Source organism: Bacteroidota bacterium, assembly GCA_030706745.1.
In the GTDB taxonomy this organism is placed as follows: domain Bacteria; phylum Bacteroidota; class Ignavibacteria; order Palsa-1295; family Palsa-1295; genus PALSA-1295.
This window is the reverse complement of record JAUZNX010000019.1, coordinates 1-26374: the sequence shown is the minus strand read 5'-3', so window position 1 is coordinate 26374 and position 26374 is coordinate 1. Positions and strand designations below refer to the sequence as shown.

The window sequence follows — 26374 nt, the reverse complement described above, 5'->3', positions numbered from 1 at the left end:
CTACGCAGGTTACTTTTTCGAAGGCTTTGGCTTGGTGCCACCAGTATCGTTGGGCGCTCTGTTGATATCCGGATTCGGGACTACCGGCGATGCGGGAGAATCCTTTACGGAATCAGTCATGCCCAGCTCGGCAGCCAAGCGATCGCGCTCCTGCTGAAGTGACTGAAGCTCATTGCCGACGCCCATCTGACTGAGGCCCTGATACTTGGTGAGCATGCTGCTCATCTTGGCCAGCGCCCCGCGTTTATCGCCTTTGTTTTCCAAAAGCTTTACATCGATTTGCTCGAGGCGGAAATCAATAAACAGTTTATTGCCGCCTTCGACCTGGGGACGCAAGGCAGAGAATATCGCTCGTGCCGAGTCGTACTGTTGTGCGCTGTAGTATAAATCGCCTCTTCGGAAGTCATTCTGCAACTGGGTGCCGACATCCGCCGCTTCTTCTTGCGGCAGCGAGCTGAGCTTTGCAGCCGCGAGTTGCGTATAGTGTAATGCACTCTTCGGATCGCCGGTCGCCTGATACAGCTGTCCGATAAACTGGAGCAACGTATAATCCCAGTCGACGAGCGCCGGAGGCATTCTCGCGCTCAACGTATCGAGCGCCCGATGAGCATCCGCCATACGGTTGCGTTGAATGAAGTAGTTCGCCATGCGCGCGTACAGTTCGAAGTACGTCGTCGTTCCATACTTATCATCAAGCGAACTACGATTCGAACGTGGGTCGCGATAGCTATTCAACAGCATTCCACGATACGGGGTGGTATAGACCATTGGAACCGTGCGATACGCGGTTTCCTCGTATGGTCCTTCGTTGATATCACCATCGATCAGTTGTCGAGATGCTTTATGGATCGTTGGTACGACACGCGCGGTCAGACCTTCGAACAGGATGTGCTCGTCCAGACCGACCCAATAGCTCGGCGGCACGGCCACTGCAAAATAGATTGGCCGATCGTTGAAGTTGCTCGCGACAATATCTCGGACCAACTGATCTGCAACCTGATACACATACTGATCGCTGCCTTCCTGCTTATGCTGGCTCACGTACTTCCAGCTAAACGAGCCGGGCTGAGCAACGCCGGTGAATCGCTGCATGGCCGGGGCGGATACGTTAACCGTCACCGTGGATGGCGGTCCGACCGTATAATGAATACCGGCGGCCGTCTCGTCAGGATTGTTCAACTGCTCTTCCGTAAACGAAGGCAAGTTCACTTTCTTGGAACCCCACGGACCATCATCTTTCAACTTCTTGACATACCATCCCATATTGCCCAGCGAGAGGTTCACGATACGCACATCGCGCCGAACCCCATAGAGATCCTGAATACACCAAAGTGGGAAGGTATCGTTATCGCCGGCCGTGAACAGGATACCATCCTGATCGCAGCTTTGAAGAATATTATATGCGTATTCAAGCGGGACGTTATTATGCTGGCGTGAGTATTCGCCCCATTTTGAGGCTTGATGAAAGCTCTGACCAAACACGCCCATGCCAACCAGGCCAATGCATTGATTGATTGGCACGAGAACAAGCGCAAGTGCGAAAGTGCCAGCCAGCAGGCCGAGTGGTCCCTCGCCTCGGAGGACCGGGACCTTTTCGTCCGGCTTCTCCATGACTTCCCGGTCTTTCGGACCAGCATCCTGCATCGGCAGATTTTGTTTCTTCGCAAGCCGCGCTCGCAGCAATTCCATTAGCCCCGTCGCACCTATGCCGATCCACATGGCGTATACCGCAAACGATCCGACATAGAAGTAGTCGCGCTCACGAGGCTGCGCGTCCTGCTGATTCTGGTACCAATCGGTAAGCAGGCCCATGACGAGGAACGCCGCAAGAAACGCTAGGGCTCGTTTCGGATCCCGCTTGAAATGCCAGAACAGCCCAAACATTCCAAGTATAATGGGAATGCCAAACGTCTTCGTCCAATCGGTAGTAGCATCCTGACTGTCATTGGCCCTTCCAATATAGCTCCATCCCAGATAGCGAAGGTACATGTGTACTGTCTGGTAGCGCCACCAGAAATCAATATCGCTCGTATAGGCCGCGCCAGACGATGATTTGTTTGGATCCCACGTCGGATTGTGCAGCGGGTCGCCTTTGACTTCAGGCCGATCGTCACGACGAGGGAATTCGCGTGCCTCGCCATATTGCTCACGCGCAACATATTCATGCAGCGCGGCAAATGTGGTCGGGCGGTGCTGGTTCATCGGCGGGTCTTGCACGCCACGGATCATCAGCAAGGTGTATGTCGTGTATCCAAGCAGCACGAGCAAACCACCCCACAACAAAAGATTGGCGAACGCCTTCTTCTCCTTCATCGTGTAAATCGTACCACCTATCAAGCCGATGACGATGAGCGCTGAAATGATGCCAAGGCCCGAACCAGCCCAGCCAACAAGGCCGGTCAGAACGACTTTGTAAATATAAAGGAAGGAGAGCACACCAGCGACGAACATCGCGAACCAGTGCCCCCACGTCACTTTCTTCCAATGCTTGTAGAATACGATAACCCACACGGGGAAAAATGCCAGCATTGACATTTGGTGGGCGCCGATCGAAAGTCCAAGCAGATAAAAGATTAACATCAAATATCGCTCGTTGCCTTTTTCCTCGGCGCGTTCATGCCACAGCATTGCGATCCAGAGGATGAGCATGATAAACAGGAGACCGGGCGAAAAGACGATAAACTCGCTGGAGTTGAACCACAAACTATCGCTCCATGTGAACGCGAGTGCGGCAACGAATGCCCCACCCATGTGCGTGATCGCATCCGAAAGCGTCTGCGGAGTGCCACGCCAAATCTTGATCACGCGGACGGCAATAAGATACAGCAACATCACTGAGATAGCCCCGCACAATGCAGAAAGAAAATTGTAGCGGGCGGCCAGATCGCTGAAAAAGGGTAGCATCCCACCGACGCGTCCCAAAAGCGTCCACGTAGGATCGCCCGGCGGATGCGTCACCCCTAATTGTGAGGCAGCGGAGATGAACTCGCCGCAATCCCAAAACGGGATCGAGGGTTGCATCGTCGTAACATAGGTGATCAGCGGCACCAGAAAGCTGAGCGCGGCGAGGACGTAATGGATGCGTTTTATCTGCATTTGTATCGTCTAAAACCTTGATCGTTCTGAAGAGAACCTCGGGCAGCACCGGAGGCAGGCCTCCGGTGCCATACTGAGCGACAATGAACTCATGAACAGTGGGGAAAACTCCTGAAAAATAGCGGCTTAGCGAGGCTTCGCCATGTTGACCGAATCAAACCAAGCCCGATTCTTCAGATCCTGCAGGTCCGCCCCACGCGTGGCGGAGGGAGCATAGGCTTGGAGAATTTCATTGTACTTGTGGTAGGCCGAGTCATATTTCTTCTCCGATTCAAGCCTTCGGGCATCGACTTCCAGAAGCTTCAAATCTGCGAATCCTTGCTGATCCGGCTTGGATTGCCCACGGATCGCTTCAAAGTCCTTCCGAGCTCTGGCGAATTCACCAGCACGCATTTCCAGGTTCGCAAGCTGGACATCCGGGTGGGACTGCGAGTTACTTTCCGTCCAGTCCGGATTCTGCATTTGCTCGCGCAGTTTGGCAGCGCCATACGCGGCATATTTCTGTGTCAGTGGCCAGTCACCGGCTTTATCCGCCAAGTCGGCGATGAATGACGCAAAGGAGAAATCCATTCCAATCCGATGGACCGGGATGAGGGCCTCCATGGAGTCCAATGTCCGACGTGCACCGAGAAAATCGGCGTGACTAACATCCCAATCGGCAAGACGCATGAAATCATACCGATAGGTCATTGCGTAATCCTCATCCATACCGCTCAGATGTGAAGTGGGATCAGCATAGGAGTGAAGAATCAACCCGCGAAACGGTTCGGCGTGCGGCTGCTGTGGACGTTGGAACATCATCTCGCTATAGCGAACGGGCTGAACGCTCCCAGCGAGACCGGTCATGTCCTCCGGCTGTTGGAACGGCGTCACGCGCGCAACGAGGCCTTCATAAATCAGGAATTTATTCAGACCCGCGCGCGCATTCTCGGGTACCGTCACAGAATAGCAGATTGGGCGCGTACCAAGATTGGAGTTGACAATATCAGCGACCAGAAAATCGCTGAAGTTCACAATCTTCGGTGCCCAGGTCATAGTAGTCGCATGTGCGGTGGAATCGCCTGAAATCCATCGCGCCTGTGCGTCATTAACCGGTATGATGAATGGCGCTTTCCAGTCCCGAGCTTGCTGAATGGCTTCGTACGCTTCATTGTCCGATGGAAGCTGCATTCGCGCAGGCGTATAGATTTGGAGCCGTACTCCCTCGGATCCCCAATCGTTCTTCTGCGCGACTTGTTCGGCGTTCCACATCATCGTGGCGAGCTGGAGCTGGACGATTCGTACATCCCTCCGAATGCCATAGGAATCCTGTAGGCACCAGAGTGGAAAGGTGTCGTTATCGCCCCATGTGAATAGGATTGCATTCGCATCACAACTTTGCAGGATATTATAAGCGTATTCCCATGGCACCCAGTTGTTTTTGCGCGAGTATTCTGCCCACTTACTTGACTTTGCGAAGCTTTGGCCGGAAGCCAGTCCAGCAAGTCCGATGCACTGATTGATCGGACCAAGGATCAGCAACAGTGCAGCGGATATTCCGAGCGCGAAGGTCATCTTGCGCTTGTCCCAATCGGCCCACTTTTCCTTGACGATCTCCATGATGCCAACCGCTCCAATGCCGACCCACATCGCGAAAATATAGAAAGCACCGACATAGAAGTAATCTCGCTCGCGTGGCTGTGGGTCTTGCTGGTTCTGGTACCAGTCAACCAAGTACCCCATAATGATAAAAGCACCGAGCAGCGTCAAACCTCGCTTGGGGTCGCGCTTGAAGTGCCAGTATATCCCGAACAGACCGAGGAAAAATGGAATCGCCCAGGTCTTGGAAAAATCAACACCAGCGCCCATGAAGTCACCATCGCGGCCAATGAAATTCCACCCGAGATAGCGATGGAACATCCAGTTGGTCTGGTAGCGCCAGAAGAAATCTCCGTCGCTTGTATAGTTATTCCATGTGTTCCCGTGGTCATCTCGCTGCTGCGGCAATCGGCGGTGTGTAAACTCATCGGCAATGCTCATCTGGCCGTATTGATCGCGATTAATATATCCCGAAAGCTTCGAGAATGTCGAGGGCGCATTCTCGTTCATCGGTGGATTCTGCGCGGCGCGGACCATCACGAACATATAAGTTGTATAGCCAAGAAATACCATCGCAAGCGACCATCCGGCGAGTGCGACGCGAGCGTTCCTCTTTCGCTGACCATATATGATTACTCCGACAATCGCTACGAGGATCGCCACGGATAAGACCCAATTGCCACTGCCGGCCCAATCGACCAGTTTGGACAAGATTACGTAAAATACCAATACGAACATCGCGACCGATAAGCCGACCATCCCAAGCCAACTCATTAGCGTAACAATCTTCCGCTTCTTATAATAGACGATCATAAAAACCGGAAACATCGTGAGCAACGCGAGCTGATGGACCCCGAGTGACAGGCCAATCACAAACGCGATCAGTAGCAGGTATCGCTCATTGTGTGGTTCATCGGCATGCTCATGCCAGACAAGAATCAACCAAGGCACCAAGGAGATAAAGAGTGAACCGAATGCATACACTTCGCACTCGAGCGCATTGAACCAGAAGCTATCAGTCCAGCAATAGGCCAATGCCCCAATGAGTGCACCACCAAATGTAACAATGGCATCCTGTGCCGATTTCGGATTGCCCCGCCACATGCGGAGCAAACGGACCAGGGTGAGATAGAGCAATAGGATCGAGAGTGCGGAACTCAGCACGGAAAAAAGATTGTAACGTGCGGCCGGATCTGCGAAGGTCGGCAGCAACATCGCAATGCGACCAACGACGGTCCAGAGTGGCGCGCCCGGCGGATGCGGCACCTGCAAGGCACTCGCGGCGGCAGCGAACTCGCCACAATCCCAGAACGGGATCGTCGGCTGCATCGTGAGGAGATACGTCAGGAAGCCGACAACGAACGTGAAGCCGGCCAGATAATAGTGTATGCGTTTGAATTCTGGGCGCATTTTGAAAATACTAACGTGCTAACGCTAACGTGCTAAATTTCTAAAGTGCCTCGGCGGATACGACCGGCAATGTATAGCTCGGTTGCCCTTGCGGGTGGGATACGAGTTTCGTCACAATACCATCGCAGAATCGGTAGCCCTGAGGGGTCAGGCGAAGCAGATCGCCATCCACTCGCAGCAATCCATCTCCGAGGAAGTACTGGACTTCGGGATGCAACAGCAGAGCCTCCCTGAATGCTTCCTCGAATTCCGCAAGCCGGATACCTGTCGAGCGAAGCTGAACGTAGAGAACTTCGATCCGGCGTTCATCGAGTGACGGCCGCTCGGAATTGATGCGAGGCAACTCGCCGCGCTCGATCATCTTCCCATATTGTTCGAGTGATGATACATTCCACGCACGCTCGCCACTAACGAACTCGTGGGCGGATGGACCAAAGCTAACGTAGTCCTTGAAGCCATCCCAATAGACAAGATTGTGCTTGGCTCTGGTCTCGGGGCTCCGGGCATAATTTGAAATCTCATACTGTTCGAAGCCTGCGTCTGAAAGAGTCTGTTGCACAAGATCGAACAGTCCTGCCGCTCGATCTGGATCGAGCTCGATCACCTTCTTCTGTTTCACCAGCCGATAGAGTGGCGTGCCATGCTCGACAGTCAGGTTGTAGGCGCTGATGTGATCCGTCTCCAGAGCAATCGCCTCGCGAAGCGTGTTCCGGAGTGTTACTTCTGTTTGACCTGGCAATGCGAATATGAGATCGAGACTGACATTGTCAAATCCGGCTTCACGCGCCAATCGAATGGCCGCGCGCGACTCATCAGCATCGTGGATACGGCCCAGAAAGCGAAGCTCATCCGCATCGAACGACTGCACTCCAAAGCTCAGTCGATTGACACCGAGTTCGCGATAGCCGCGCAGCTTTTCAATCGTAATTGTGCCTGGATTGCATTCAAGTGTAAACTCGCATTCGTTCGCAATTCCGAAGTGAGAATCGAGTTTTGCAACGATATGCTCCAACTCAGTGGAAGTGAGCAATGATGGTGTTCCACCACCAAAGAATATGGTCTGAAGCGGCCTGCGCGCCAACTCAGGATAGCGCGTTAGCTTCATATCGATTTCGCGGATCAAGAGATCGACGAACTCCGACCGAAGCGAGAGGTTTTCTATCGAATAGAAGTCGCAGTATACGCACTTCCGTTCGCAGAACGGAATGTGGAGATAGGCGCTAAGGGGTTGCTGACTCATCGTTCAACTGTGCCGTCGTTGCGAGGAGGGCAGAGCCCGACGAAGCAATCTCTAACACGAAGTCCGATCCATTCCTGGAAGGGATTGCTTTGTCGCTCCTTTGCCGCTCCTCGCAATGACAGCCCTTAGAGAGCATTAATGGATGATTCTGCCCATCCGGCCCCATCGGACGTGGGTGTTCTGAACTTCATCCGGATCGTAGCCATCGCCATTGCCCGATGACGGCGGATTGTACCATGACCAATAGATAATCAAGCCGGAACCGACAACGTTATCGACTGGCGCGAAACCCCAGAATCGAGAATCTTCGGAGTCATCCCGATTATCGCCCATCATCCAAAGATAATCGCGCTGGACACGGTACTCGAGTGTCGGCTTGCCATCGACCAATACCTGATCGTTCGATGCGAGCTCGACCTTGTGACCTTCGCGTTCGATAAAGACTTGCCAGCGATCGAGGCTCTCTTTCGTCAGCATGATTGTGTCGCCTGCCTTAGGCACCCGAAGCGGTCCGAAGTTATCGCGGTTCCACTGCGCACCTTTCGGAAAGATATTTGCCTCTACAAAACCAACCTTCTGTGTATCGGGCTCAAGAATCGATTCCTTGGGATTCGGGAAGATCCTGCCGTTCACATATACTTGCTTATTGACGATCTGAATCACATCGCCGGGCTCGCCTATGCAACGCTTAATGTACTTCACGTCTTTCTCGCGAGGCACCACATCGTCGCGATCGCCGGGATATTCAAACACGACGACATCACCACGATGAATGCCCCAGGTCTTGATATGAACATGGGGAATCTCGATCGTCGTAAACGGAATGTACTTCGGACTTTCGATGAAGTACCCAATCTTGTTGACAAACAGATGATCACCCACGAGGAGCGTGTTCTTCATCGAGCCAGTAGGAATACGAAATGCTTCGATGAAGAAGGTTCGCAGGACACCCGCGATTAAAAACGCGATGAGCAGTGAACGCCACCAGCTCTCTTTCTTCCGCACGGGTTTACCATTCGCGCTTGGCGGATCGGACTGTTGTTTCGCGTCGCGCGCCGCGCGAATCTCCGCATAGCTGCGAGTACGATTTCCTGTATTTGTATTATCTGCCATGTATGCTAATCCGAAATTTGCAATACGGCCATGAAGGCTTCCTGCGGGACTTCGATTCGGCCCACTTGCTTCATCCGCTTTTTGCCTTCTTTTTGCTTTTCGAGCAACTTCCGTTTGCGTGAGATATCACCGCCGTAGCACTTTGCAGTTACGTCCTTACGGAGCGCCTTGACCGTCTCGCGTGCGATGACCTTCTGTCCGATGGCTGCCTGAATGGCAATATCGAACATTTGACGTGGAATCAGCTCCCGAAGTTTCGAGCAAAGTTTCTTACCCCACTCGAACGACTTATCCCGATGAACAATCGTCGAGAACGCATCGACCGGATCGCCATTGAGCAGAATATCGAGCTTCACGAGGTCATTCATGCGATACTCGAGGAATTCATAATCGAGTGATGCATAGCCGCGCGAGATGGATTTCAGCTTGTCGTAGAAATCGAAAATGATCTCTGAGAGCGGAAACTCATAGTGAATGTCGGCGCGGGTTGGATCGATATAAGTCGTCGTCTTGTAAACGCCGCGCCGTTCATTCGAAAGCTTCATGATCGAGCCGACGTACTCCGAGGGGCAGATAATCTGCGCCTTGATGAACGGCTCCTCCACCCCTTCAATCCTCCCCGGCTCAGGCATCGCCGAGGGGTTATCGACAACGACGACATCGCCCTTCGTCGTCAGAACGTGGTACTCTACGTTCGGCACCGTGGTGACAATGTTCTGGTTGAACTCGCGGTCCAGTCGCTCCTGGATGATCTCCATGTGAAGCAGACCCAAAAATCCACATCGAAAACCAAAGCCAAGCGCCACGGAGCTTTCGGGTTCGTAGATCAGTGAGGAGTCATTGAGCGAAAGCTTATCCAGCGCGTCCCTGAGCATCGCAAAGTCCTCGGCCGATTGCGGATAGACGCCGGCAAAGACCATCGGCTTCGAAACTTTGAAGCCAGAGATCGGCTCGGTCGCTCCACCGCGGAAACTGGTGACCGTATCACCCACGCGCGTGTCCTTCACATCTTTGACACCGGCGATTAGATAGCCGACATCCCCCGCCGAAAGGGATGACTTCTTCTCGCGGCCCATCCGCAGAGTACCGAGTTCTTCCACGCGGTATTTCTGCTTGGTCGCCATGAAGAGGATTTCGTCGCCTTCTTTGATCGTGCCATCAAAGACACGCATATAGACGACCGAGCCACGATACGAATCGAAAATCGAATCGAAAATCAGGCAGCGGAGCGGCGCAGTAACATCTCCTTTCGGAGGACGAATCTTAAGACGGATCGCCTCCAGCACCTCCTTGATCCCAATTCCCGCTTTGGCGCTGGCAAGGATGATATCCTCCTGTTTGCACCCAAGCAACTCCATGATTTGGTGGCTTACTTCCTCCACCATCGCAGACTGCAAGTCGACTTTGTTCAGGACCGGGATGATTTCGAGTCCCGCATCGATGGCCAGATAGAGGTTGGCGATGGTCTGTGCTTCAACACCCTGGGTGGCGTCCACAACAAGTAGCGCGCCCTCGCAGGCGGCAAGGCTCCGGCTCACTTCGTATGTGAAATCGACGTGACCGGGTGTATCGATCAGGTTGTAGATGTAGTCCTCGCCATCGCCGCCCCGATACTTCATCTGAATGGCGTGCAGCTTGATCGTAATGCCACGCTCCTGCTCGAGCGCCATATCGTCGAGGACCTGATTGCTGGTCATCTCGCGAGCTTCGATCGTATGGGTTTCCAGCAGCAGCTTATCGGCAAGCGTAGACTTGCCATGATCGATGTGCGCGATGATCGAAAAATTGCGAATGCGGGCTAACGTCAGCGGTTCGGCCACCTATAATTGCTTTCCTTTTGATTAAGAGGGACGGGAACAGTGGAAGGCCGGGAAATGCTCCGAGCAGGGTCTGTGTTCATTGGTAACGATTGACATTAGAACCTACAATGGGCCGATTCACATTTCTCGCCGTCTTTCTTTCCTCGCTTAGCATTACGAGTTGCCACCAGTCTTGGTACTGGATCGATGGACCGCGATCGATCCAAAGCGTTGATTCGCTGGCCCGGTTTGGTCCCAGCCTTTATCATTCGTTCACTGCTATTCCCTATTCAGAGCTGGATTCGGCAGCTGCGCAGGTGTTCGGTAGAGATGAAAATGCAATGTTGTTTGCACTTGTCAATGAGCTTCTAGGACAGGGGTTTCAATATGTGGACGATCTTGACTCAGCGGATTTCATCGTGACTGAATGCATAAGAAGGGATTTCAAATGGCACGAAGAAGTGGATTCAACCAAGTATATTGCTCTCCCCATGAAGCGTGTCTTGCCATTTTCCCTCAACTCCTCTCCTTTCGGATCCTTGGATCACGAACCTCTGATTCCTCAATATGATCGAAATGCTCGAGTTTCCCCGAAATTGACAATTGTCGTTTACGATTCGAAAACCTTGAAAGAAATCGGCCAATATCAGTCCGGTGGTATTGCAAATGCAGGGAATGTCTTGGTCGCTTCTCAGCATCTTATTCCTGCATCGTTCTTTCGCGCGTTCTACAATCCAGTGCCAATGACTTTTCCCTCAGGGAAGGGGCAAGCTGGCCTACGACCATCCATATGGACTTTCGATGCCCTTAATTTCTGGCCCACAGTCACTATCTACCCAAATTCACCTGCAGCATCAAGCCACTTGAAAGACTATGATCTCATACTAGAAATTGATGGCCGCAGCACACAAAACATTGACTTAATTGAATTCCGGCGTCGCATGAAGGGAGAAGTCGGACACAGACTGATTCTCACCGCTTGGCGATGGCCTGGCACCGTCTTCTTAGACACGATAGTGATGGGGCCGAGAAATTAGTGCTCATGGGGTGCAATAGTCCGAACACTGCCCGGGTTAACTCTACAATGGCTTCAAAAGCAAATGCTATATCAGTTCTGTCCCGCGTGCTGGCGATTCTGGGAGCGCTGGCATTCCTGGTTGGCTGCAACTCCACCTACCTGTACGACGAACCCCGCTTCACTACACGCCTCAAGAAATACAGCTACGACTACGAGCCGAACTTCGACGCATGCCACACATTTGCAGCAGTCCCTTCTTCCGCTCTCACACAACAACCGGCAGATTCGGACGAACGGAAGATACTATACTCCGTCGTACGCGAGTTGCGATCACGAGGATACCATTATTCCACCGATCTGGATTCGCTGGACTTCATAGTTACGGCAAAGCTTTCCGACGAAATCCAAACCAACGATTATCCGCATGTGACGTTTTTGCCACCCGCTCTTGAGAATATCCAGCCATACATACTAAATCCGTTGGATTCTGTCCGCGAACGAGTGAGTCGAAAGAGATTACCGACCCGCCTCGAGCTTTTCGTTTATGATGTGCGGAGTTCGGAGTGCGCCGGACAGTTTGTAGGCGCAGCCATTGATTCTGACTTCAGTCGGGTCGCAATCGCTGAGAAGATGCTCCCTACGCTTGTCGAATACCGGCTCTCCGAGAATCTCGAGATCAACCTTTGGGATTCCGTCCTCGGTCCTGGCTCGGCGGGATTTGCTGTTAAGATTTCGCGTGCTGACTACCCGCACATCTTCCCGGAGATTGTCTCTATCACGATCAATTCCGCCGCAGGCCACAGCAGACTCAAACTCGGAGATTTACTCACGAATCTGGATGGCGAATCTCTCGATGGCATTAGCTACGTTGATTTCTACAAACGGATGAAAGGTGATGTTGGCCGCCGCATCACACTCGAAGCGTTGCGCGGCAAAAGGCTGATTAGGGATACGCTGGTCTACGAGCGCCGCATTCGATAGTGACTTGCAGAAGTTTGCCTGCCATTCAAACGTGCAAGTGGTCGGATGAGGAGAATCTTTTTTCCGATTGATTATGAGCGAAGTACCGGGAAATGCCATGAGTGGGGTCTGCGGTTATTTTTCGACTGATTGATCTCAAAACTAATAATGCGCCGATACATACTCCTCTACATTCTACTTGCCTCAATTGGAATCGCCAGTTGTCAGCCAACATACTGGATCGATGGTCCTCGCTCGATCCAAAGAATTGATTCTCTTTCTCGTTTCGGTCCAAGCCTCTACCGTTCTTTCACTGCCATCCCTTATTCCGAATTGGATTCAGCTTCGGTACAATTGTCCGGCAATGATGAAAATGCAATGTTGTTTGCTCTCGTCAATAAGCTTATTAGTCGCGGATACCGTTATGTGGACGATATTGATTCAGCAGATTTCATCGTGACTGAATGTGTGAGAACTGATTTCAATTTGCGCGAGAAATTCGACTCAACGAGATTTGTTACGGTTCCTATGAAGCGGGTGCTACCATTCTCCTTCATCTCGTCGTCTTTTGGATCGTTGGATCATAAACCTCGTATTCCGCGATACGATTCAAGATCTCGGGCTTTTCCGGAATTAACAATTATTGTTTACGATGCAAGAACGTTGAAGGAAATCGGTCAATATCAGGCCGGCGGGGTGGCAAGCTCGCAGAATGCATTGGTTGCATCTCAGCTTCTTCTACCTGAATCATTTTTTCACCCGTTCTTCAATCCCACGCCAATTGCGCTTCCTGTCGGGAAGGGACAATCGGGTATAAGACCAACTATTTGGACAAGTGACGGACTCAACTTCTGGCCCGCCATTTATGTTTTTCCAAATACGCCAGCAGCGGCGAGCGGTTTGAAGACTGACGATGAAATCCTCGAAATTGATGGCCGGAGTATGCAGAACATTGACATCGTCGAGACCATGCATCGCATGAAATCCGATGTGGGTCGTCGGATGATTTATACTGTCTGGCGCTGGCCCAACCAAGTTTTTCTGGATACACTTGTGACGGGACCGAGAAATTAGAGATTGCCTAAGAGGAGCCCGAGGATGCGATTGGTCGTGGAAACACTTTTATTTTCTACTCACGACCAGCTTCCTGAAGTTCTTGCGCCTCTTTGCGGGACATAATATCTGCGACGATACGAGTACTCTCCTCCACGTTGAGCCAGACCCCGGCCATTTCAGAGTAGAGCTTCAAGGCCAGCCAGATAATGAGGCCATAGAGACCGCCGAAGAGAAGTCCGATGAGCAGACCCGTCGGTGAGACGTCCGTCTTGATTGCGGTGATCAGGATCATTCCCAGGGCGAAGAGCACCCCTCCGGTGATTGCGATCTCATCACCCTTGCTCCAGAATCCCGTCAGGAACGGGAACGGCGTTCCGGCAGCAGTCTCTGTTTCCGGTTCTCCTCCGTCAGTCAGGATCGCGGCCGCAGTATTATCGGACTTCACATTTTTGTTTTCCATTGCAGGACAACGTTTAGTAACAGGATCGATTGGATAGGCTAAGACCGAGTGGGCATTTGATGAGTTCCGTCTGTCACAATGACCGCTCCCACGTCTGCGCCGTCGTCAGCGGACCGAAGAGCGTGTTTGGCTCTTCATGGATGAGATGGAAGCCGAACTCCTCATAAAGATGCCGCGCGGCATGAAGGACATCGTTTGTCCAGAGGACCATCTTTTCGTAGCCGGCATTAGTTGCGAAGTCGATGCACTCCTGAATCAATCGTCTGCCAAGTCCAAAACCGCGTGCTTTCGGCTCGACGAGCAGAAGCCTGAGCTTCGCAACCTTCTCAGATTCCCGAACGATGAAGATACATCCCGCGAACTCGCCATCCAACTCAGCGATCCAGCACCGCTCCTTCACGGAATCATGTCGCTTCAGGAATTTCGCAGCGACTTCCGCCACGAGTGCTTCGAACTGCTCGTTCCAGCCGTACTCCTCAGCATAGAGGACTCCATGACGATGAATGACCAGGCCTATATCCCCTGCACGTGGAGCGCGTAAGACGATTCTGTCCTCGCGATTCAATGAGTCCGGCTTCACATTCTGCACCCAATGGAATACAAATCCCCGGGGAAATAATTCAGCACGGGGTTTGCGTCTTGTAGCATTGGACAATTCTATTGTACTATGCGCCAATCATTCGTCATTCTTCTCGCTCTCTTCACGCCTTCTCTGATTCTAAGTTCATGTGTGGGGCCACAGGATAAAGACACGCCTGCGAACGCGGTTGTCCGAAGCTATGTGGCGCTTACGAACCAGGATTCTATTGGATACCTTCAATCACTCACGCGTGATAAACGGGGCGTCTATGAAGCGCTTCCAGCGGCGGCACACGCGCTCCTTCAGCAATGGAAAGGTGAGCACGCCGATGTGAAGGTCCTCTCGATTCAGAAACGAAATGACGTGGCAACTGTCGTTTATAACCTTCGTGCATCCGGCCCAAACCAGATCAAATCGGATTCACTCATTGCGACTGTGTATCTCGAAGGAGAAGGCTGGAAGTTGGGCTATTGAGCGAGTGCGTTCGGGATAATGACAGTTCAATGAATATGGCAGTGTGCCTTTCATCGTCGCATACTTTTTGCATGAATTGTTAGTGTCGCTTATCTTGTGTACAATGACAAAGATACTACCTCTAATCTTCTTTCCCCTGCTGGCTTCCTGCGCCCAGCAGGGACTGCCGAATACACCAGGCAATGCCATCCTCAGTAGTTATCGAGCGCTCAGCAGGCAGGATTCGTTTGCCTATGTGAACACTCTGGCTCGCGACCGGCGCGAAGTCTATGAATCAATTCCGGGCGCACTCGATAGCTTGTTTAATCATTGGCGGGGTGACAGTGTGGCGGTGACCGTTCGCGAGGTGAATCGCCACAATGACACAGCAATGGTCGTTTACGACTTGAAAGTTAGCGGCCGCACGCCAAAAACCGAGGACTCATTGATCGCCAATGTGTATCTCGAAGGAGAAGGCTGGAAGTTGGGCTATTAACGCCAGCTCAAATGTGGCAACTCGCCAAACCGCGCTTCTCCAGATATTGCTGATGATATTCTTCGGCGCGCCAGAAATCGGTAGCCGGTACAACCTCGGTCGCAATCGGACGACGGTACTTGCCTGACTCCGATCGCTCGCGCTTTGATTGCTCGGCAGTAAGCTTCTGCTCATCATTGTGATAGAAGACGACCGAGCGATACTGCGTGCCGACATCCGGGCCTTGCCGATTTACCTGCGTCGGATCGTGGTTCTCCCAAAAAACATTCAATAAATCCTGATAGGCGACTTCCGCTGGATCGAACTCGACCTGCACGACTTCGGCATGGCCGGTTTTGTCTGTGCAGACATCCTGATACGTTGGCTGGTCCGTGTGGCCGCCTTCATATCCGACGTCCGTCCGCTTGACACCTTTTATCTTCCGGAATTCTGCTTCGACGCCCCAGAAGCAGCCGGCTCCAAATGTTGCTTTTTCCATAACGCAAGAAATTACGACCCGAGCTTGGTCAAAATATCGACCTTGATTTTCCCATCTTTAAACGATCCGAAGACCGATTGCATCCCTTTCATCATATAGTCGATGTAGGTATCGGTGTAAGCTGTTGGATCACCGATCTCACGAACAATATCTGATTTCAACTTCGTGAAATCGTCGATTGTCGCCATACCCCGACGCGGGATTGAAACGGCGACAGTGATAAGCGTATCGTCCTTCAGCATCGCGCTGACGGCCGCCTGCTGTCCCTCGAATAAAACAGGCTTGAAATTGAGCATCACGATTCGAAGGCCTGAATCAGGGCTCTGCGAATTGGCGGAGTCCGTCAGCGTTTCTCGACCGAGCAGCGCGAACAACTCGGTACGAGACATCCGCTTGAGCAACTGCGAAACTGTAACTGGCTTCAAGACCGAAGAAGCAACTGCGTGCGCATTTGCCGTGCAAAATGACACCAGCCCAACAAGAACAACTCCTGCGTACCGCCTAAACATATGACGAATAATCTGGCACATACATCAGCGATTCGAGCCAGCCTCGCACATCAGCCGGTTGCTCGACCGTCGCGAGTCCCGTTTGGAATGCAACGTTCGCCACAGCGGTGGCGATGCACGCGGAAAGTTGCCGGACTTTGGAGAGCGAAGGAAATACCCGCCCAATCTTCAAGTCATCCGGCGAGACTTCATCCGCGAGCGCACGAGCTGCCGAGTAAAACATCTCTTGCGTTACGCGCGTCGAACCCGAGGAAATGACACCAAGTCCGATGCCCGGAAATACATACGCATTATTCGCCTGACCGGGAGAAATGACACGGCCACCATACCGGACATCCGGGAATGGACTGCCGCTCGCGAAGATCGCGCGACCCTCGGTGTAACGATAGGCTTCTTCCGCGGTGCATTCGGATTGCGACGTCGGATTCGAAAGCGCGAAAATAATCGGGTGTACCTGTTCGCCGGCCATCTGTGACAGCACCGCATGCGTAAACGCCCCGCACTGTCCCGAAGCACCAATCAATACGGTTGGCCGTAGCGATTGCACGGCCGAAAAAAGATCCGGTAGCGGTTCGTGCTGATGCGCATACGGCTTCTTGTGCTCAGCAAGATCAGTCCGGCTCTTCACGACAAGTCCTTTCGAATCCATCAGCCAGCAATGCTTGCGAGCTTCCTCTTCGGGCATTCCTTCCTTCGTCATGGCAAGCACGATGAGATTGCTGATGCCCGTCGCAGCTTCACCAGCACCGAAGAGTACGATAGTCTGATCGCAGAGCTTCCCACCTGTAATTCGAAGCGCCGAAAATAAACCCGACAACGTCACAGCCGCCGTGCCCTGAATATCATCATTGAACAGACAATACTGGTCGCGGTATTTCTCAAGTAGCCGGAAGGCATTCGCGTTTCCAAAATCCTCGAGTTGAATCAGCACATTCGGAAATCGGTCGTTCGCGGCGTGTAGAAATTCTTCGATGAAACTATCATATTCTTCACCGCGAACGCGCTCGTGTGGCAATCCCAGATAAGCAGGATCCGAAAGTAACACTTCGTTATTCGTACCAACATCGAGCGTGATCGGTAGACATTGCTCGGGCTTGACACCGGCGCAAGCGACATAGAGCGAGAGCTTACCGACCGGAATGCCCATGCCGTGCGCACCGAGGTCGCCCAAACCGAGAACGCGTTCGCCATCGGTTACGACGATGACGCGAACATCGTCACGCGGCCAATTAGCAAGGATTGACCGGATTTGCCCGCGGTCAGCATCCGATATATACATCCCACGCGAGCGGCGGAAAATATGGCCATATTCTTGACACGCCTGCCCGATCGTCGGCGTATAGATGATCGGCATCAGCTCTTCGAGGTGATGGATCAGCACATGGTAGAACAGCGTCTCATTGCGGTCCTGCAGGCCGATGAGGCTATTGTACCTATCGAGATCGTTCTTTTTCGCACGGACAGTAGCGATGACCCGCGCGGCCTGCTCATCCAGAGAGATGATCCGTGGCGGCAGAAGCCCGCGCAGTCCGAGCGCAACGCGCTCCTCGGCCGTAAAGGCTCGGCCCTTGTTCAGGGTCGGATCGCGCAAAAGATCAGCTTTGGTCGGTAACGGCCGCTTCGATATGCCCTTCGTGGCCGAATGGCCATTTTGAGAGGCTTTCTTTAGGGAAGGAGGTATGCTCACCTATTTTTGAACACAGAAAGCTCATGCAAAAGTCCTTCCACCTTCCGGTTAGTTCTTCTTCATCACTCTCTTTGTGAGCGTCTGCTCCCCAGACTCAAGTCGGACGAAATAGACCCCATCCGGCCAGGGACTTGCGTCAAACGTATACTGGTATGTGCCCGGCCCAATTGCTGAATTCAGCAACGTCGCCATCTGGTGCCCAAGGATATCCAGTATCGTAATGGAAGCTCTCGCGGTCCGCGACATGACCAACGCGACCAGGCCGCGATCTTCGAACGGATTCGGTGAGACCAGCAAGCTGGCACCCCCATCCGGCGCCATCGCGGCGACCGAGCTACTGGTCGTGTCAGCGCGCAAAATGACCTTCGGATAAAAACCATCCTCATCGTAAGCAATCAATGTATCGGTTGATGACACTCCGAATTTGGGGTCGGGCGTGAAGGATATCACCACATAAGCGCTATCTGGCAATGTTTCCTGGCCAATCACGAAGTTGGTCGAATGACCGTGCTGGACTGCATCAATTGTCCATTCGCTACTAGTGGGACCAACGATTCCGAGACTATCGACCATGACCGAAGCCGTTCCAAGATCGCGCAGATACAATGTGTCGGTCCACACCGTCCCAAATTGCGTCTTAACATGTACGCTTGGCCGGTCCCACGAAAGTTCTGGCTGAATGCCACTTCCCACCAGGATACTATAGTCCTTCTTGGTATGAGTAAATGGCTCAGGGATATTCGACGCCCATCGCAGAATCGATGAATCGCGAACGGGGCCGCTGGGGGTGAAGCAGACTTGCAGATTAATGGCATCGCCCGGCTTGAGCACCACCGGTAACTTGTTCTGATCCTGGAATGTAAAGTCTCCGGCACCGTAGTTCTCCATAACCCAATTATTGGTTAGAGTAAATGGAGCCTTGCCCGAATTCCAAACACGAACCGTATGGCAAACCGTCTTGCCGACCAGATTCTGCGATCCGAAGTCCCAATCGCTGGCATTGATCTCCGGGAGCGTCGTCGAGCCAATGAGCGCGCCAAGCACAGTTGGGCAGTCCGTCTGGGCAACGAGCGTATCTAAAAAGACTCTACCGGCTTCTGTAGCATTAAAGCATACTGTAATAATCACAGAATCACCAGGATGCAATCTGGCTGGTAGCATCGGATCCGTCGTAGCCGAAAAGCCTTGATTGCCCATCCGGAAGCTTATACTCTTAAGACTGTAATTCCACGAGCCGGGAGCACCATTATTCTTGAATACAAAGTAGGAGCAAGTGTCCACCCCCTCTTGTGCATTTAGGAAGGTCAGACTATCAGGGCCGTTAGGGGTGAGGGCCCCGAATGCTAATGCCGGAGCGGCATAAAGTAAATGGATCACCGTGTCGTTGCCCGCGCCATTGACCGCCCAAACCCATGCCTCCGCATTCTTCAACGGATTAATGACATCGAGCTCGACCGTGATCACCGTATCGATGCCCGGTATGACCGTAAAATTCACGGGATTGAAGCTGACATTCGAACTGACATATCCTGAATCCATACCCAGTCTTCGCTTCTGGACACCCATCGGATCGTTCAAGATGTCAACCGCTGAGATGGACCGATCGAGAGGATTCGAGTCATGCACGTGGATCGTCCAACTGGTGCAATTAGTATCGACGGTACACTTCGGCGAGTATGCACCTTCGATACCGAATGACTGTCCACATGGTGCAGCGTACTCGTTGAAAAAGTCATCCGCATCCATGTCGCCAAGATCGTTATCGTAATCGAATCCGGACACTCCATACTGATACACGGCAAACGCGCTATCGGCGGTCGCATAGTAACACCCAACACCTAGTTCGTACCGGAGACCGGTCAACGGGGGATAGTCTGGAAACGTGGTCGTTCCTAATGGAGTCCCTATATTGCCAATCGTGCCAATCGGATTTCCGTTTTTCCAAACCTTAATTTTGGATAACTGATCGCTGCGCGCAATCACGTTAATATAACGGTGTTTTGCCACCTGCTTCACATCATCCGGGACGGTCCACATGAAACTGGTGCGATAGCGCGAGGCAGAGACAACATTCATCTGTGCTGGGGCGGTAAATGGCCCCTGCGGGCTCGCGGATCCACCCGCACCGCGGTAATCGTACTGCTCGACAGCGAATTTATGGCCACAGTCCGAATAGAAATGCGCTCCCTGCTCGACGTTGTTCTCTGTGGCGGACCCATAGAGTGGAACGTCATACAGGCTGGTTCCAGTCGCGAGGTCCCCCGTAACCCGGCAACCGCCCAGGTCGGCCACGATCATCTTGACCTGGTCCCCGGCACTGTAATCATTCGGATTGATGCCAGGAGAATCGAACATCGGCATCACGAGATACCCTCCGTCGGTCCAATATTGGGTCGGGATCATCATCTCAAGATTGAGATTTCTCATGTCGGCAAAGTTGAGTTGAGTCGTGCCATTAAGCGCATTTTCGCAGCCGGCAAGCACGCCAACTGCCTGGTCCGCCTCAATCTGAGATCCTGTCTCGTCTATATTCCCCGGGCCTGGACTTGTTTTGATCTCGGACTTCACCCAGTAAACCTGGCCACGCTGTAATGTGACATCGAGTTCCGAAGGCGTGCCGTTTCCGTTATTCGGGCCAGAGGTCGCGCCGTGGATACCATTACGGGTCGTCCCCGCTGGGAAGATTTTTACGTGTGTTCCGTCCTTAACGGCAATCACTCCGAAGAACGAGCTCGACGGCTCGCCGCCGTTGTTACAAAAGCGTGCGGGCGATGGAGCACCGGTCCCATCGTCGTTTGGCGCGGCAGCAACGACATATTCTTTTCCAAGCGCGCTGGTCGGCAACGCCAGATACATCTCGGAGTTGTCTGGACCTGCTGAGAAGTATTGAACACTGATCGGGCGGTCGGCATGGACGTGGATGCCTGTGTATTCGGCCACTTCACCATTAACGTTGAGGTTGCCGTTGTTGCCATCGGAGACAATGACATACGAGAGATTTATCGGAACCTGCGCGTAATTCTTTGCCGTAATGTGCACCTGACTACCGATCACTTCCGCACCGGTTTGGTGGTCGAAGTAGCCAACCGTGACGTTACAGTCGTAATACGAGCTAATGAGTATCCAGTAGGACTGATACGGCATGACTGTCGTGCAGTTGAAGCTCGTTCGAATGAAGCCTAAGTAGAAATCACGCCCATCGGACGAGAGACCGCTTGGCACCTGAGCACTAAGTTGGCTTGACAGCAGCAGAAGATAGAGAACTGTCGGGACCGCGCGCTTCATCATGGTTGGTTCGGTTCTATTCTAAGATGACCACTCAACTCCGAAAAGGTAACAGCCTTCTGGGCGAATAACTTCCGAATCTTCATTTTGTTACAGGAGCCAGGGTGTGAATTCGTATGCAATAAACGCAAAAGCCCCGGCAATTTGCCGGGGCTTGCTGAGTACATTCTCGTAACTCACTTATTTCAGCTCGACCTTTGCGCCGGCTTCCTCGAGTTTCTTCTTGAGGGCCTCGGCATCGGCCTTCGGCTGTGCTTCCTTGACGACCTTCGGCGCGCCATCGACAAGGTCCTTTGCCTCCTTGAGGCCAAGACCCGTCGCTTCGCGGACGGCCTTGATGACGTTGATCTTCGAAGCGCCACCATCGGTAAGCACGACGTCGAACTCGGTCTTCTCTTCGACGGCTGCCGGAGCAGCGCCGCCGGCCGCCGGCATCATCCCCATCATCATCGGGGCCGAAGCCGTTACGCCGAACTTCTCTTCGAGCGCCTTCTTCAGGTCCGCTGCTTCACCCAGCGTCAATGCGCTGATCTGATCTACGATTGCATTAATATCTGCCATGATCTTATTACGGTTACGTTGTTAAAAGTTGTTGTTGAACTATGCGGCTGCGGGTTCAGCGGGTGTGCCTTCGCCCTTCTTCTTCTCGATCGCGTCCATAAGATAGACGATGTCGCGTTGCAGCGCGCCGAGGACGCTTACGATGCCGCGCATAGGCGACTCCAAGCTTCCGACGATGCTCGCCATCACTTCTTTCTTACTCGGCAGCGCGGCGACCTTCTTCAGGTCGGTCCCAGGATAGGTCGTGCCTTCGAGATACGCCAGCTTGAGCGCTGGTTTATCTTGATTTTTTCCGACAAACTCCTGGAGGATGCGCGCCGGTGCGACCGGATCGTCGAACCCGAACGCAACGCCCGTCTGTCTGACGAGTGCCGCACTCAGTTCCGGAGAGAGCCGTCCCGACTCATCCAGCGCGCGCTTCAGCAGCGTGTTCTTCGCGACCTTATAGGTCAGACCGGCTTTGCGGAGCTCGGCGCGCAGACGCGTGGTCTGCTCGACCGTCAGCCCTTCGAAGTCGGTGAAGTACATGCCCGTCGAGCGGCCGATGACTTCCTTCAGTTCAGCAACGACTTGCGTTTTTTCTTCGCGTGTCATTGATTGATTGTGTTGTGTTTGATGAGATCATCGATGATCCCAACATCGCTTTTGGCAGCATCTTGCAATCATCGGAGTTTGAAGCTCTCCAATATTCGCCATCTCGCGCAGCGTTCCGGCGCAACCATGGTTGCGCCTTCCTGGTCCGTAATAACCAGCGAACGTTACTCCCCGCGTGGACCTCAATCGCCGGAGACTCCGGCAATCCGCCCCTGCCAAATAGCCCGCCCGTAACGAAGATACCCCCTTCACGGTTTCCGGCACCCCATTCCTCGCTCATCATTCGTAATTCCCCCCGGCCATTCCGGCGGCTGAGGGTATTCCGGCGATAATTTCCCCTCCCACTCATACCGCAGCGGCCTGCCCTCTTCGTCATAAGGACCTCCATAAGGCGTCGGCTCATCCGGGTCGTCCTCTCCCTGTTCGTCCTCGCAACCCGATATTTCCAGGGGCACCGCGTCAGTATATATTTTTTTGTTGTTGATTTTCGGAAGTTTTTCATGAACCGGCGAATTCCTACCCACAAGTGGCTCATCCACTTTTGAAACGGTCATAGCCCATGCTGTGAGAAGCCCGACCGGCCCCCGAACCGGAATCCCGGCACCCATGACGGCCCGGACCTCCTGCGTGAAGACGATCGCCGTCAGTGAAATCTCGTTGACCCAATCGTTGACGTCCAGCGCGACCCAACGCTTCTCGTAGTAGTACAAACCCGAAAACTCGAACGAGTTCAGGATCAGGACATCGATCTTCGCCTCGCGATGATCCACGCCATCCACACGCCGCGTCGTCGAAAGCATGTTCCGGACGACCCCGGCGCACACACCCCACGTCCCCATCTTGCAGTCGAGAATGCGGAAATTTGATTTCAAATAATCCACCCGCCCTTCATCAGTGAGATTCCCCCGCCTTTCGTCAATTAGATTCCCCCGCCTTTTCAAGGCGGGGTCATCGCCCACGATAAGGGGGTGGTTGACCCGACTCCCACCCGCATTCAACTCCGACTGCAAGCTCTCCCGCAACAGCGCAACACCCGCATAGCTATTGACATAAAGCACCCTCAACCCACTCGCCGCAAGATCGAGACCGATCCGCAGCGAAGTCCGCACGTTTCGCCGCACGTCACGCGAGGACACGACATTGATCCCGTTCTGCGCGATCTGGATCAGCTCTTCGTTCTCCGGGTCCGGTCGGCCGTCCGCCAAAAGATGACGAGACCTCCAAATGATCTTGTTATCCGGTACCTGGACCTCGTCCGAGAAGATCGTCTCCAGATTGAATTCCCGATACGCTCCCTGTTTGTATTCGATCATGATCTATTTCTTTGGTTATTGAGGCCCCACAGCGCAATTTCCAGATGGCCTGGGCCATTTTCCATTTATGCCCATGGAAACATAATGCGCAAATAAAGAGACACCCCTTCACCCTATATAACAACAAATCACCACCTCAACATCTTAAATCTGATGAATTATTTTCATTTTGTTAATAACTTGGCGCTTCCGCGCCGTGCTACACAGCGCAGCGGCTCCGCCGCGAATTCCGTGTTCCGCCACCGAAGTGGGCTGCGCTGTTGTAGCCCGGCCCGGAAGGGCCGGGGATGGCGCCCCAATCATTTTTTTTATTCGCGCCGCGAAGCGGCCGCCGTCGAACCGCCAGAATCCGAATTCGCGGCGGAGCCGCTGCGCTGGGTAGCCCGGCCCGGGAGGGCCGGGGTTGCGGGGCAATCATTTTATGTTCGGCGCCGCGGAGCGGCCGCCCTTCTACCACACACCAATGTTCTCGCCCGACACGACACTCCCCTCCCCATCGTTACACCGCGCACCATGCTCCCACGTCTCACATCGCTTGTCATTCTCTGCGCGCTCATCGCGCTACCGATTGCCGCGCCCGCGCAAAACAAACCCACCGACACTACCGCGATCTCGCAGAAGAACGAGAAGACCGTCTACATCACTCGCCACGGCAAATGCTATCACAGCAAGGACTGCCGCTTCCTCGGCAAATCCTCGATGGCCGTCAAATCTTCCAAATCCGCAATGCAATCGACGCAAGCCAACTCTGTCTGTGGGCGATGTCTTTTTCAGTCCAGGATTTGATAGTTTGTAGCGAGGTATTGATCTTGAGGTTTGAATTCTTATAATTCTCATCTCGCTTCTTCGTAAAAAACTTACTCTGAGCTGCCTTGTTCACTTTCCCAGTGAGGAGGGTATAGTTACCCAAGCGATGTACAAGTTCGTCCTTCTTCATCCCTTCTGAAAAAAGATAAGCTTTCCATTCATCGTCCGGACTAAGAGGAAGGATGTGTTCAAGAGTGATTGTTTTCGCGACCTTCTCGGTATCTCCGCCAAGGTGGTCTTCTATGCGACTCAGAATATATTTTGCAACCTGCCTAGCTTTGACTGTCTTGCCAAGAAATTGTGCTTTAAAAGCATCATCTCGCGGGTACAAGGCCTGCATTCGCTCCGAGACCTCAGCGGTATTTTTCACACTTTTCTTCCTAATGTCAATAGCGAGGCCACTGAATAGGCGTTCCATTTCCTTATTCTCAAGTTCGCCTATCGTTTGATATCTGAAGACGAAAGCAATGCATAAACGGATAAGCTTCTTAAACTCTGAAAGTGGAAACCTCTTCTGCCCCGCAAGTAGAAGAGGCAGGGGTTGTTGCGTCGAGAGAATCTGAAGTTCTTCAAGAAGATCGGCTATTTCCGGGTCCGACCAGTCCTCAGGATTTGGATTCAGAAGTGAGTCATAAACACCAGCCTCTTCCTTCAACTCATCCAGAAGGCTTAGAGCTTGCCGCCCCGTGTGAACAGACTTCTTGACTTCGGTTAAGAGCTTTTGCTCCTGCACCAATGATCGGGTCGAAAGCCAGAAATGCCTAAGAAAAGCATTGGTGTTGACAGAACTTAGTGTTTCTCTGATAATATCCCAACGTTCTAGGGCTACGTTGGTCTTCGCTTTACCTACCATTTCAAAGAGATAGACTTTTAGCAAGTCAGTCAACGTCAAGTCTAGGCCCCGTCCATTAAGCGTCTGGAAAATGTTGTAAGCGACGATTTCATCTGTGACGTAGGTTGTGACAATTACAAGTTTACTAGTGCAAGCCTCAACCATTGATGAATAGAAGCCATCACTTTCATCTTTACTAAGTCGTGAGGACGCTAATTGGAGTTGATCATAAAAATATTTATATGCGCCAAGTATCAATTGGTTAGTGACGCTCAACTTGCTCTTCTTTTGGTTGGCAAGCTTGGTTTCTGGGGCGCTTGCCTTCTGAATAAAGGTCTGAAAGTAATCCGCATTCATTCTTGATAGCCTCAAACGTGGGGTTACCAAATCGGTACTCTTGAATCCGGGCTGGCGATTAATGTACTTGTCCAAGTCCTTCCAATCAAGGTCGTTTACCGCGTAATAAATATCACGAACCACTGCCAGAAAAATGCAGACTGTTGACAGTCGCTGTTGACCTTCGATTATTTCAATATCGCCATCGACTGCAGTCCTGAAGGTCATGAAACCGAAAAAATGACCTTCCTTACTACTTCTGACTGCTTCCAAATCCTCATAAAAAGCAGTCCAATCATCAGATCTCCACGAGTACTCTCTTTGGAAATATGGTACTCGATAAGTCGCGCTATCCTCGAGAATCCTGAGGACAGCTTCCTGCTTTAGGTCTTTGATTCCAATATCCGCATTTGCCACGTATCAAACTCCATTCAAATGGTGATAAACATCTGACAAAGATACGGCCTAATTCCTTGGCTTGCAAAATGCCACACCCTCAGCAAACTTTTACTCAAGGTTCCTCTTCGCTCCACCCTGAGCTGGCGGGTACTGCACCGCTTGCGCGGCTTCCCTCCGGAGATACCGTATTAGTTCGTTCCTCCGTTCCGTTGTGATTTTTGATATTTAGGGTCATATGCCCGTTGATGCTTTTCCATCGCATAGAGGAGATGTATGAGTTTTCGAGCGACGGCCATCTGTAAGACCATGGGCTT

Annotated in this window: 20 protein-coding genes; 5 read left to right on the top strand and 15 right to left on the bottom strand. The window is 52.6% G+C overall.

Translation table 11 applies throughout. The features are described 5' to 3' along the window. Nucleotides 1–9: 9 nt before the first annotated feature. The 5 genes from Q8902_14825 to lepA form a co-directional block, all read right to left on the bottom strand. Nucleotides 10–3096 carry a DUF2723 domain-containing protein gene (locus Q8902_14825; GenBank protein ID MDP4200832.1) on the bottom strand — a complete coding sequence of 1029 codons (3087 nt, stop codon included), beginning with the start codon at nucleotides 3094–3096 and terminating at the stop codon, nucleotides 10–12. 126 nt (nucleotides 3097–3222) lie between these two features. Beyond that, complete coding sequence (locus tag Q8902_14820) at nucleotides 3223–6084, bottom strand: DUF2723 domain-containing protein (protein MDP4200831.1); 2862 nt, start codon at nucleotides 6082–6084, stop codon at nucleotides 3223–3225. A 40-nt stretch (nucleotides 6085–6124) separates the two neighbouring features. Then, nucleotides 6125–7324 carry a radical SAM family heme chaperone HemW gene (hemW, locus tag Q8902_14815; protein ID MDP4200830.1) on the bottom strand — a complete coding sequence of 400 codons (1200 nt, stop codon included), beginning with the start codon at nucleotides 7322–7324 and terminating at the stop codon, nucleotides 6125–6127. A 135-nt stretch (nucleotides 7325–7459) separates the two neighbouring features. Beyond that, nucleotides 7460–8437: a signal peptidase I gene (gene lepB / locus Q8902_14810; protein ID MDP4200829.1), complete on the bottom strand. Its 978-nt coding sequence runs from the start codon at nucleotides 8435–8437 to the stop codon at nucleotides 7460–7462. A gap of 5 nt (nucleotides 8438–8442) precedes the next feature. After that, nucleotides 8443–10257, bottom strand: a complete 1815-nt coding sequence (lepA, locus tag Q8902_14805) for a translation elongation factor 4 (GenBank protein MDP4200828.1) — start codon at nucleotides 10255–10257, stop codon at nucleotides 8443–8445. Nucleotides 10258–10364: 107 nt separating this feature from the next. On the opposite strand from lepA, the gene Q8902_14800 reads away from it, so the two are divergent. The 3 genes from Q8902_14800 (at nucleotide 10365) to Q8902_14790 (ending at nucleotide 13288) form a co-directional block, all read left to right on the top strand. After that, nucleotides 10365–11273, top strand: coding sequence for a hypothetical protein (locus Q8902_14800; protein ID MDP4200827.1), 909 nt, complete (start codon nucleotides 10365–10367; stop codon nucleotides 11271–11273). Between the two features lie 47 nt (nucleotides 11274–11320). After that, on the top strand, nucleotides 11321–12235 hold the full coding sequence (locus Q8902_14795; GenBank protein MDP4200826.1) for a hypothetical protein: 915 nt from the start codon (nucleotides 11321–11323) through the stop codon (nucleotides 12233–12235). A 147-nt stretch (nucleotides 12236–12382) separates the two neighbouring features. After that, a complete protein-coding gene (locus Q8902_14790; GenBank protein ID MDP4200825.1) occupies nucleotides 12383–13288 on the top strand; it encodes a PDZ domain-containing protein in 906 nt (301 codons plus the stop codon). 55 nt (nucleotides 13289–13343) lie between these two features. Here Q8902_14790 and Q8902_14785 read toward each other — a convergent pair whose 3' ends face one another. Both Q8902_14785 and Q8902_14780 read right to left on the bottom strand, forming a co-directional pair. Continuing rightward, nucleotides 13344–13730: a hypothetical protein gene (locus tag Q8902_14785; GenBank protein ID MDP4200824.1), complete on the bottom strand. Its 387-nt coding sequence runs from the start codon at nucleotides 13728–13730 to the stop codon at nucleotides 13344–13346. 73 nt (nucleotides 13731–13803) lie between these two features. Further along, a complete protein-coding gene (locus Q8902_14780; GenBank protein MDP4200823.1) occupies nucleotides 13804–14310 on the bottom strand; it encodes a GNAT family N-acetyltransferase in 507 nt (168 codons plus the stop codon). Between the two features lie 87 nt (nucleotides 14311–14397). On the opposite strand from Q8902_14780, the gene Q8902_14775 reads away from it, so the two are divergent. Both Q8902_14775 and Q8902_14770 read left to right on the top strand, forming a co-directional pair. Then, on the top strand, nucleotides 14398–14784 hold the full coding sequence (locus tag Q8902_14775; protein MDP4200822.1) for a hypothetical protein: 387 nt from the start codon (nucleotides 14398–14400) through the stop codon (nucleotides 14782–14784). 103 nt (nucleotides 14785–14887) lie between these two features. Further along, entirely contained in the window at nucleotides 14888–15259 is a 372-nt protein-coding gene (locus Q8902_14770) for a hypothetical protein (GenBank protein ID MDP4200821.1), read from the top strand. A 7-nt stretch (nucleotides 15260–15266) separates the two neighbouring features. Here Q8902_14770 and msrA read toward each other — a convergent pair whose 3' ends face one another. The 8 genes from msrA to Q8902_14730 form a co-directional block, all read right to left on the bottom strand. After that, complete coding sequence (gene msrA, locus Q8902_14765) at nucleotides 15267–15737, bottom strand: peptide-methionine (S)-S-oxide reductase MsrA (protein ID MDP4200820.1); 471 nt, start codon at nucleotides 15735–15737, stop codon at nucleotides 15267–15269. A gap of 11 nt (nucleotides 15738–15748) precedes the next feature. Continuing rightward, nucleotides 15749–16162, bottom strand: a complete 414-nt coding sequence (locus Q8902_14760) for a hypothetical protein (protein MDP4200819.1) — start codon at nucleotides 16160–16162, stop codon at nucleotides 15749–15751. 76 nt (nucleotides 16163–16238) lie between these two features. After that, nucleotides 16239–17873 carry an NAD-dependent malic enzyme gene (locus tag Q8902_14755; protein ID MDP4200818.1) on the bottom strand — a complete coding sequence of 545 codons (1635 nt, stop codon included), beginning with the start codon at nucleotides 17871–17873 and terminating at the stop codon, nucleotides 16239–16241. Between the two features lie 108 nt (nucleotides 17874–17981). Continuing rightward, nucleotides 17982–21221 (bottom strand): T9SS type A sorting domain-containing protein, encoded by a 3240-nt coding sequence (locus tag Q8902_14750; protein MDP4200817.1) that lies wholly within the window; start codon nucleotides 21219–21221, stop codon nucleotides 17982–17984. A gap of 177 nt (nucleotides 21222–21398) precedes the next feature. Beyond that, nucleotides 21399–21779, bottom strand: coding sequence for a 50S ribosomal protein L7/L12 (gene rplL / locus Q8902_14745; GenBank protein MDP4200816.1), 381 nt, complete (start codon nucleotides 21777–21779; stop codon nucleotides 21399–21401). Nucleotides 21780–21818: 39 nt separating this feature from the next. Beyond that, nucleotides 21819–22373, bottom strand: a complete 555-nt coding sequence (gene rplJ / locus Q8902_14740; GenBank protein ID MDP4200815.1) for a 50S ribosomal protein L10 — start codon at nucleotides 22371–22373, stop codon at nucleotides 21819–21821. A 248-nt stretch (nucleotides 22374–22621) separates the two neighbouring features. Beyond that, a complete protein-coding gene (locus Q8902_14735) occupies nucleotides 22622–23686 on the bottom strand; it encodes a hypothetical protein (GenBank protein MDP4200814.1) in 1065 nt (354 codons plus the stop codon). A gap of 706 nt (nucleotides 23687–24392) precedes the next feature. Further along, nucleotides 24393–26078 (bottom strand): DUF262 domain-containing HNH endonuclease family protein, encoded by a 1686-nt coding sequence (locus Q8902_14730; GenBank protein MDP4200813.1) that lies wholly within the window; start codon nucleotides 26076–26078, stop codon nucleotides 24393–24395. Nucleotides 26079–26374 lie beyond the last annotated feature (296 nt).

Excerpts from the sequence above, each read along its gene's own strand:
- Q8902_14795 (MDP4200826.1), top strand. The coding sequence starts at position 11,321 with ATGGCTTCAAAAGCAAATGCTATATCAGTTCTGTCCCGCGTGCTGGCG.
- lepB (MDP4200829.1), bottom strand. The coding sequence starts at position 8,437 with ATGGCAGATAATACAAATACAGGAAATCGTACTCGCAGCTATGCGGAG.
- Q8902_14735 (MDP4200814.1), bottom strand. The coding sequence starts at position 23,686 with ATGATCGAATACAAACAGGGAGCGTATCGGGAATTCAATCTGGAGACG.
- Q8902_14790 (MDP4200825.1), top strand. The coding sequence starts at position 12,383 with ATGCGCCGATACATACTCCTCTACATTCTACTTGCCTCAATTGGAATC.
- msrA (MDP4200820.1), bottom strand. The coding sequence starts at position 15,737 with ATGGAAAAAGCAACATTTGGAGCCGGCTGCTTCTGGGGCGTCGAAGCA.
- hemW (MDP4200830.1), bottom strand. The coding sequence starts at position 7,324 with ATGAGTCAGCAACCCCTTAGCGCCTATCTCCACATTCCGTTCTGCGAA.
- Q8902_14820 (MDP4200831.1), bottom strand. The coding sequence starts at position 6,084 with ATGCGCCCAGAATTCAAACGCATACACTATTATCTGGCCGGCTTCACG.
- rplJ (MDP4200815.1), bottom strand. The coding sequence starts at position 22,373 with ATGACACGCGAAGAAAAAACGCAAGTCGTTGCTGAACTGAAGGAAGTC.
- rplL (MDP4200816.1), bottom strand. The coding sequence starts at position 21,779 with ATGGCAGATATTAATGCAATCGTAGATCAGATCAGCGCATTGACGCTG.
- Q8902_14785 (MDP4200824.1), bottom strand. The coding sequence starts at position 13,730 with ATGGAAAACAAAAATGTGAAGTCCGATAATACTGCGGCCGCGATCCTG.
- Q8902_14750 (MDP4200817.1), bottom strand. The coding sequence starts at position 21,221 with ATGATGAAGCGCGCGGTCCCGACAGTTCTCTATCTTCTGCTGCTGTCA.
- Q8902_14775 (MDP4200822.1), top strand. The coding sequence starts at position 14,398 with ATGCGCCAATCATTCGTCATTCTTCTCGCTCTCTTCACGCCTTCTCTG.
- Q8902_14770 (MDP4200821.1), top strand. The coding sequence starts at position 14,888 with ATGACAAAGATACTACCTCTAATCTTCTTTCCCCTGCTGGCTTCCTGC.
- Q8902_14825 (MDP4200832.1), bottom strand. The coding sequence starts at position 3,096 with ATGCAGATAAAACGCATCCATTACGTCCTCGCCGCGCTCAGCTTTCTG.
- Q8902_14800 (MDP4200827.1), top strand. The coding sequence starts at position 10,365 with ATGGGCCGATTCACATTTCTCGCCGTCTTTCTTTCCTCGCTTAGCATT.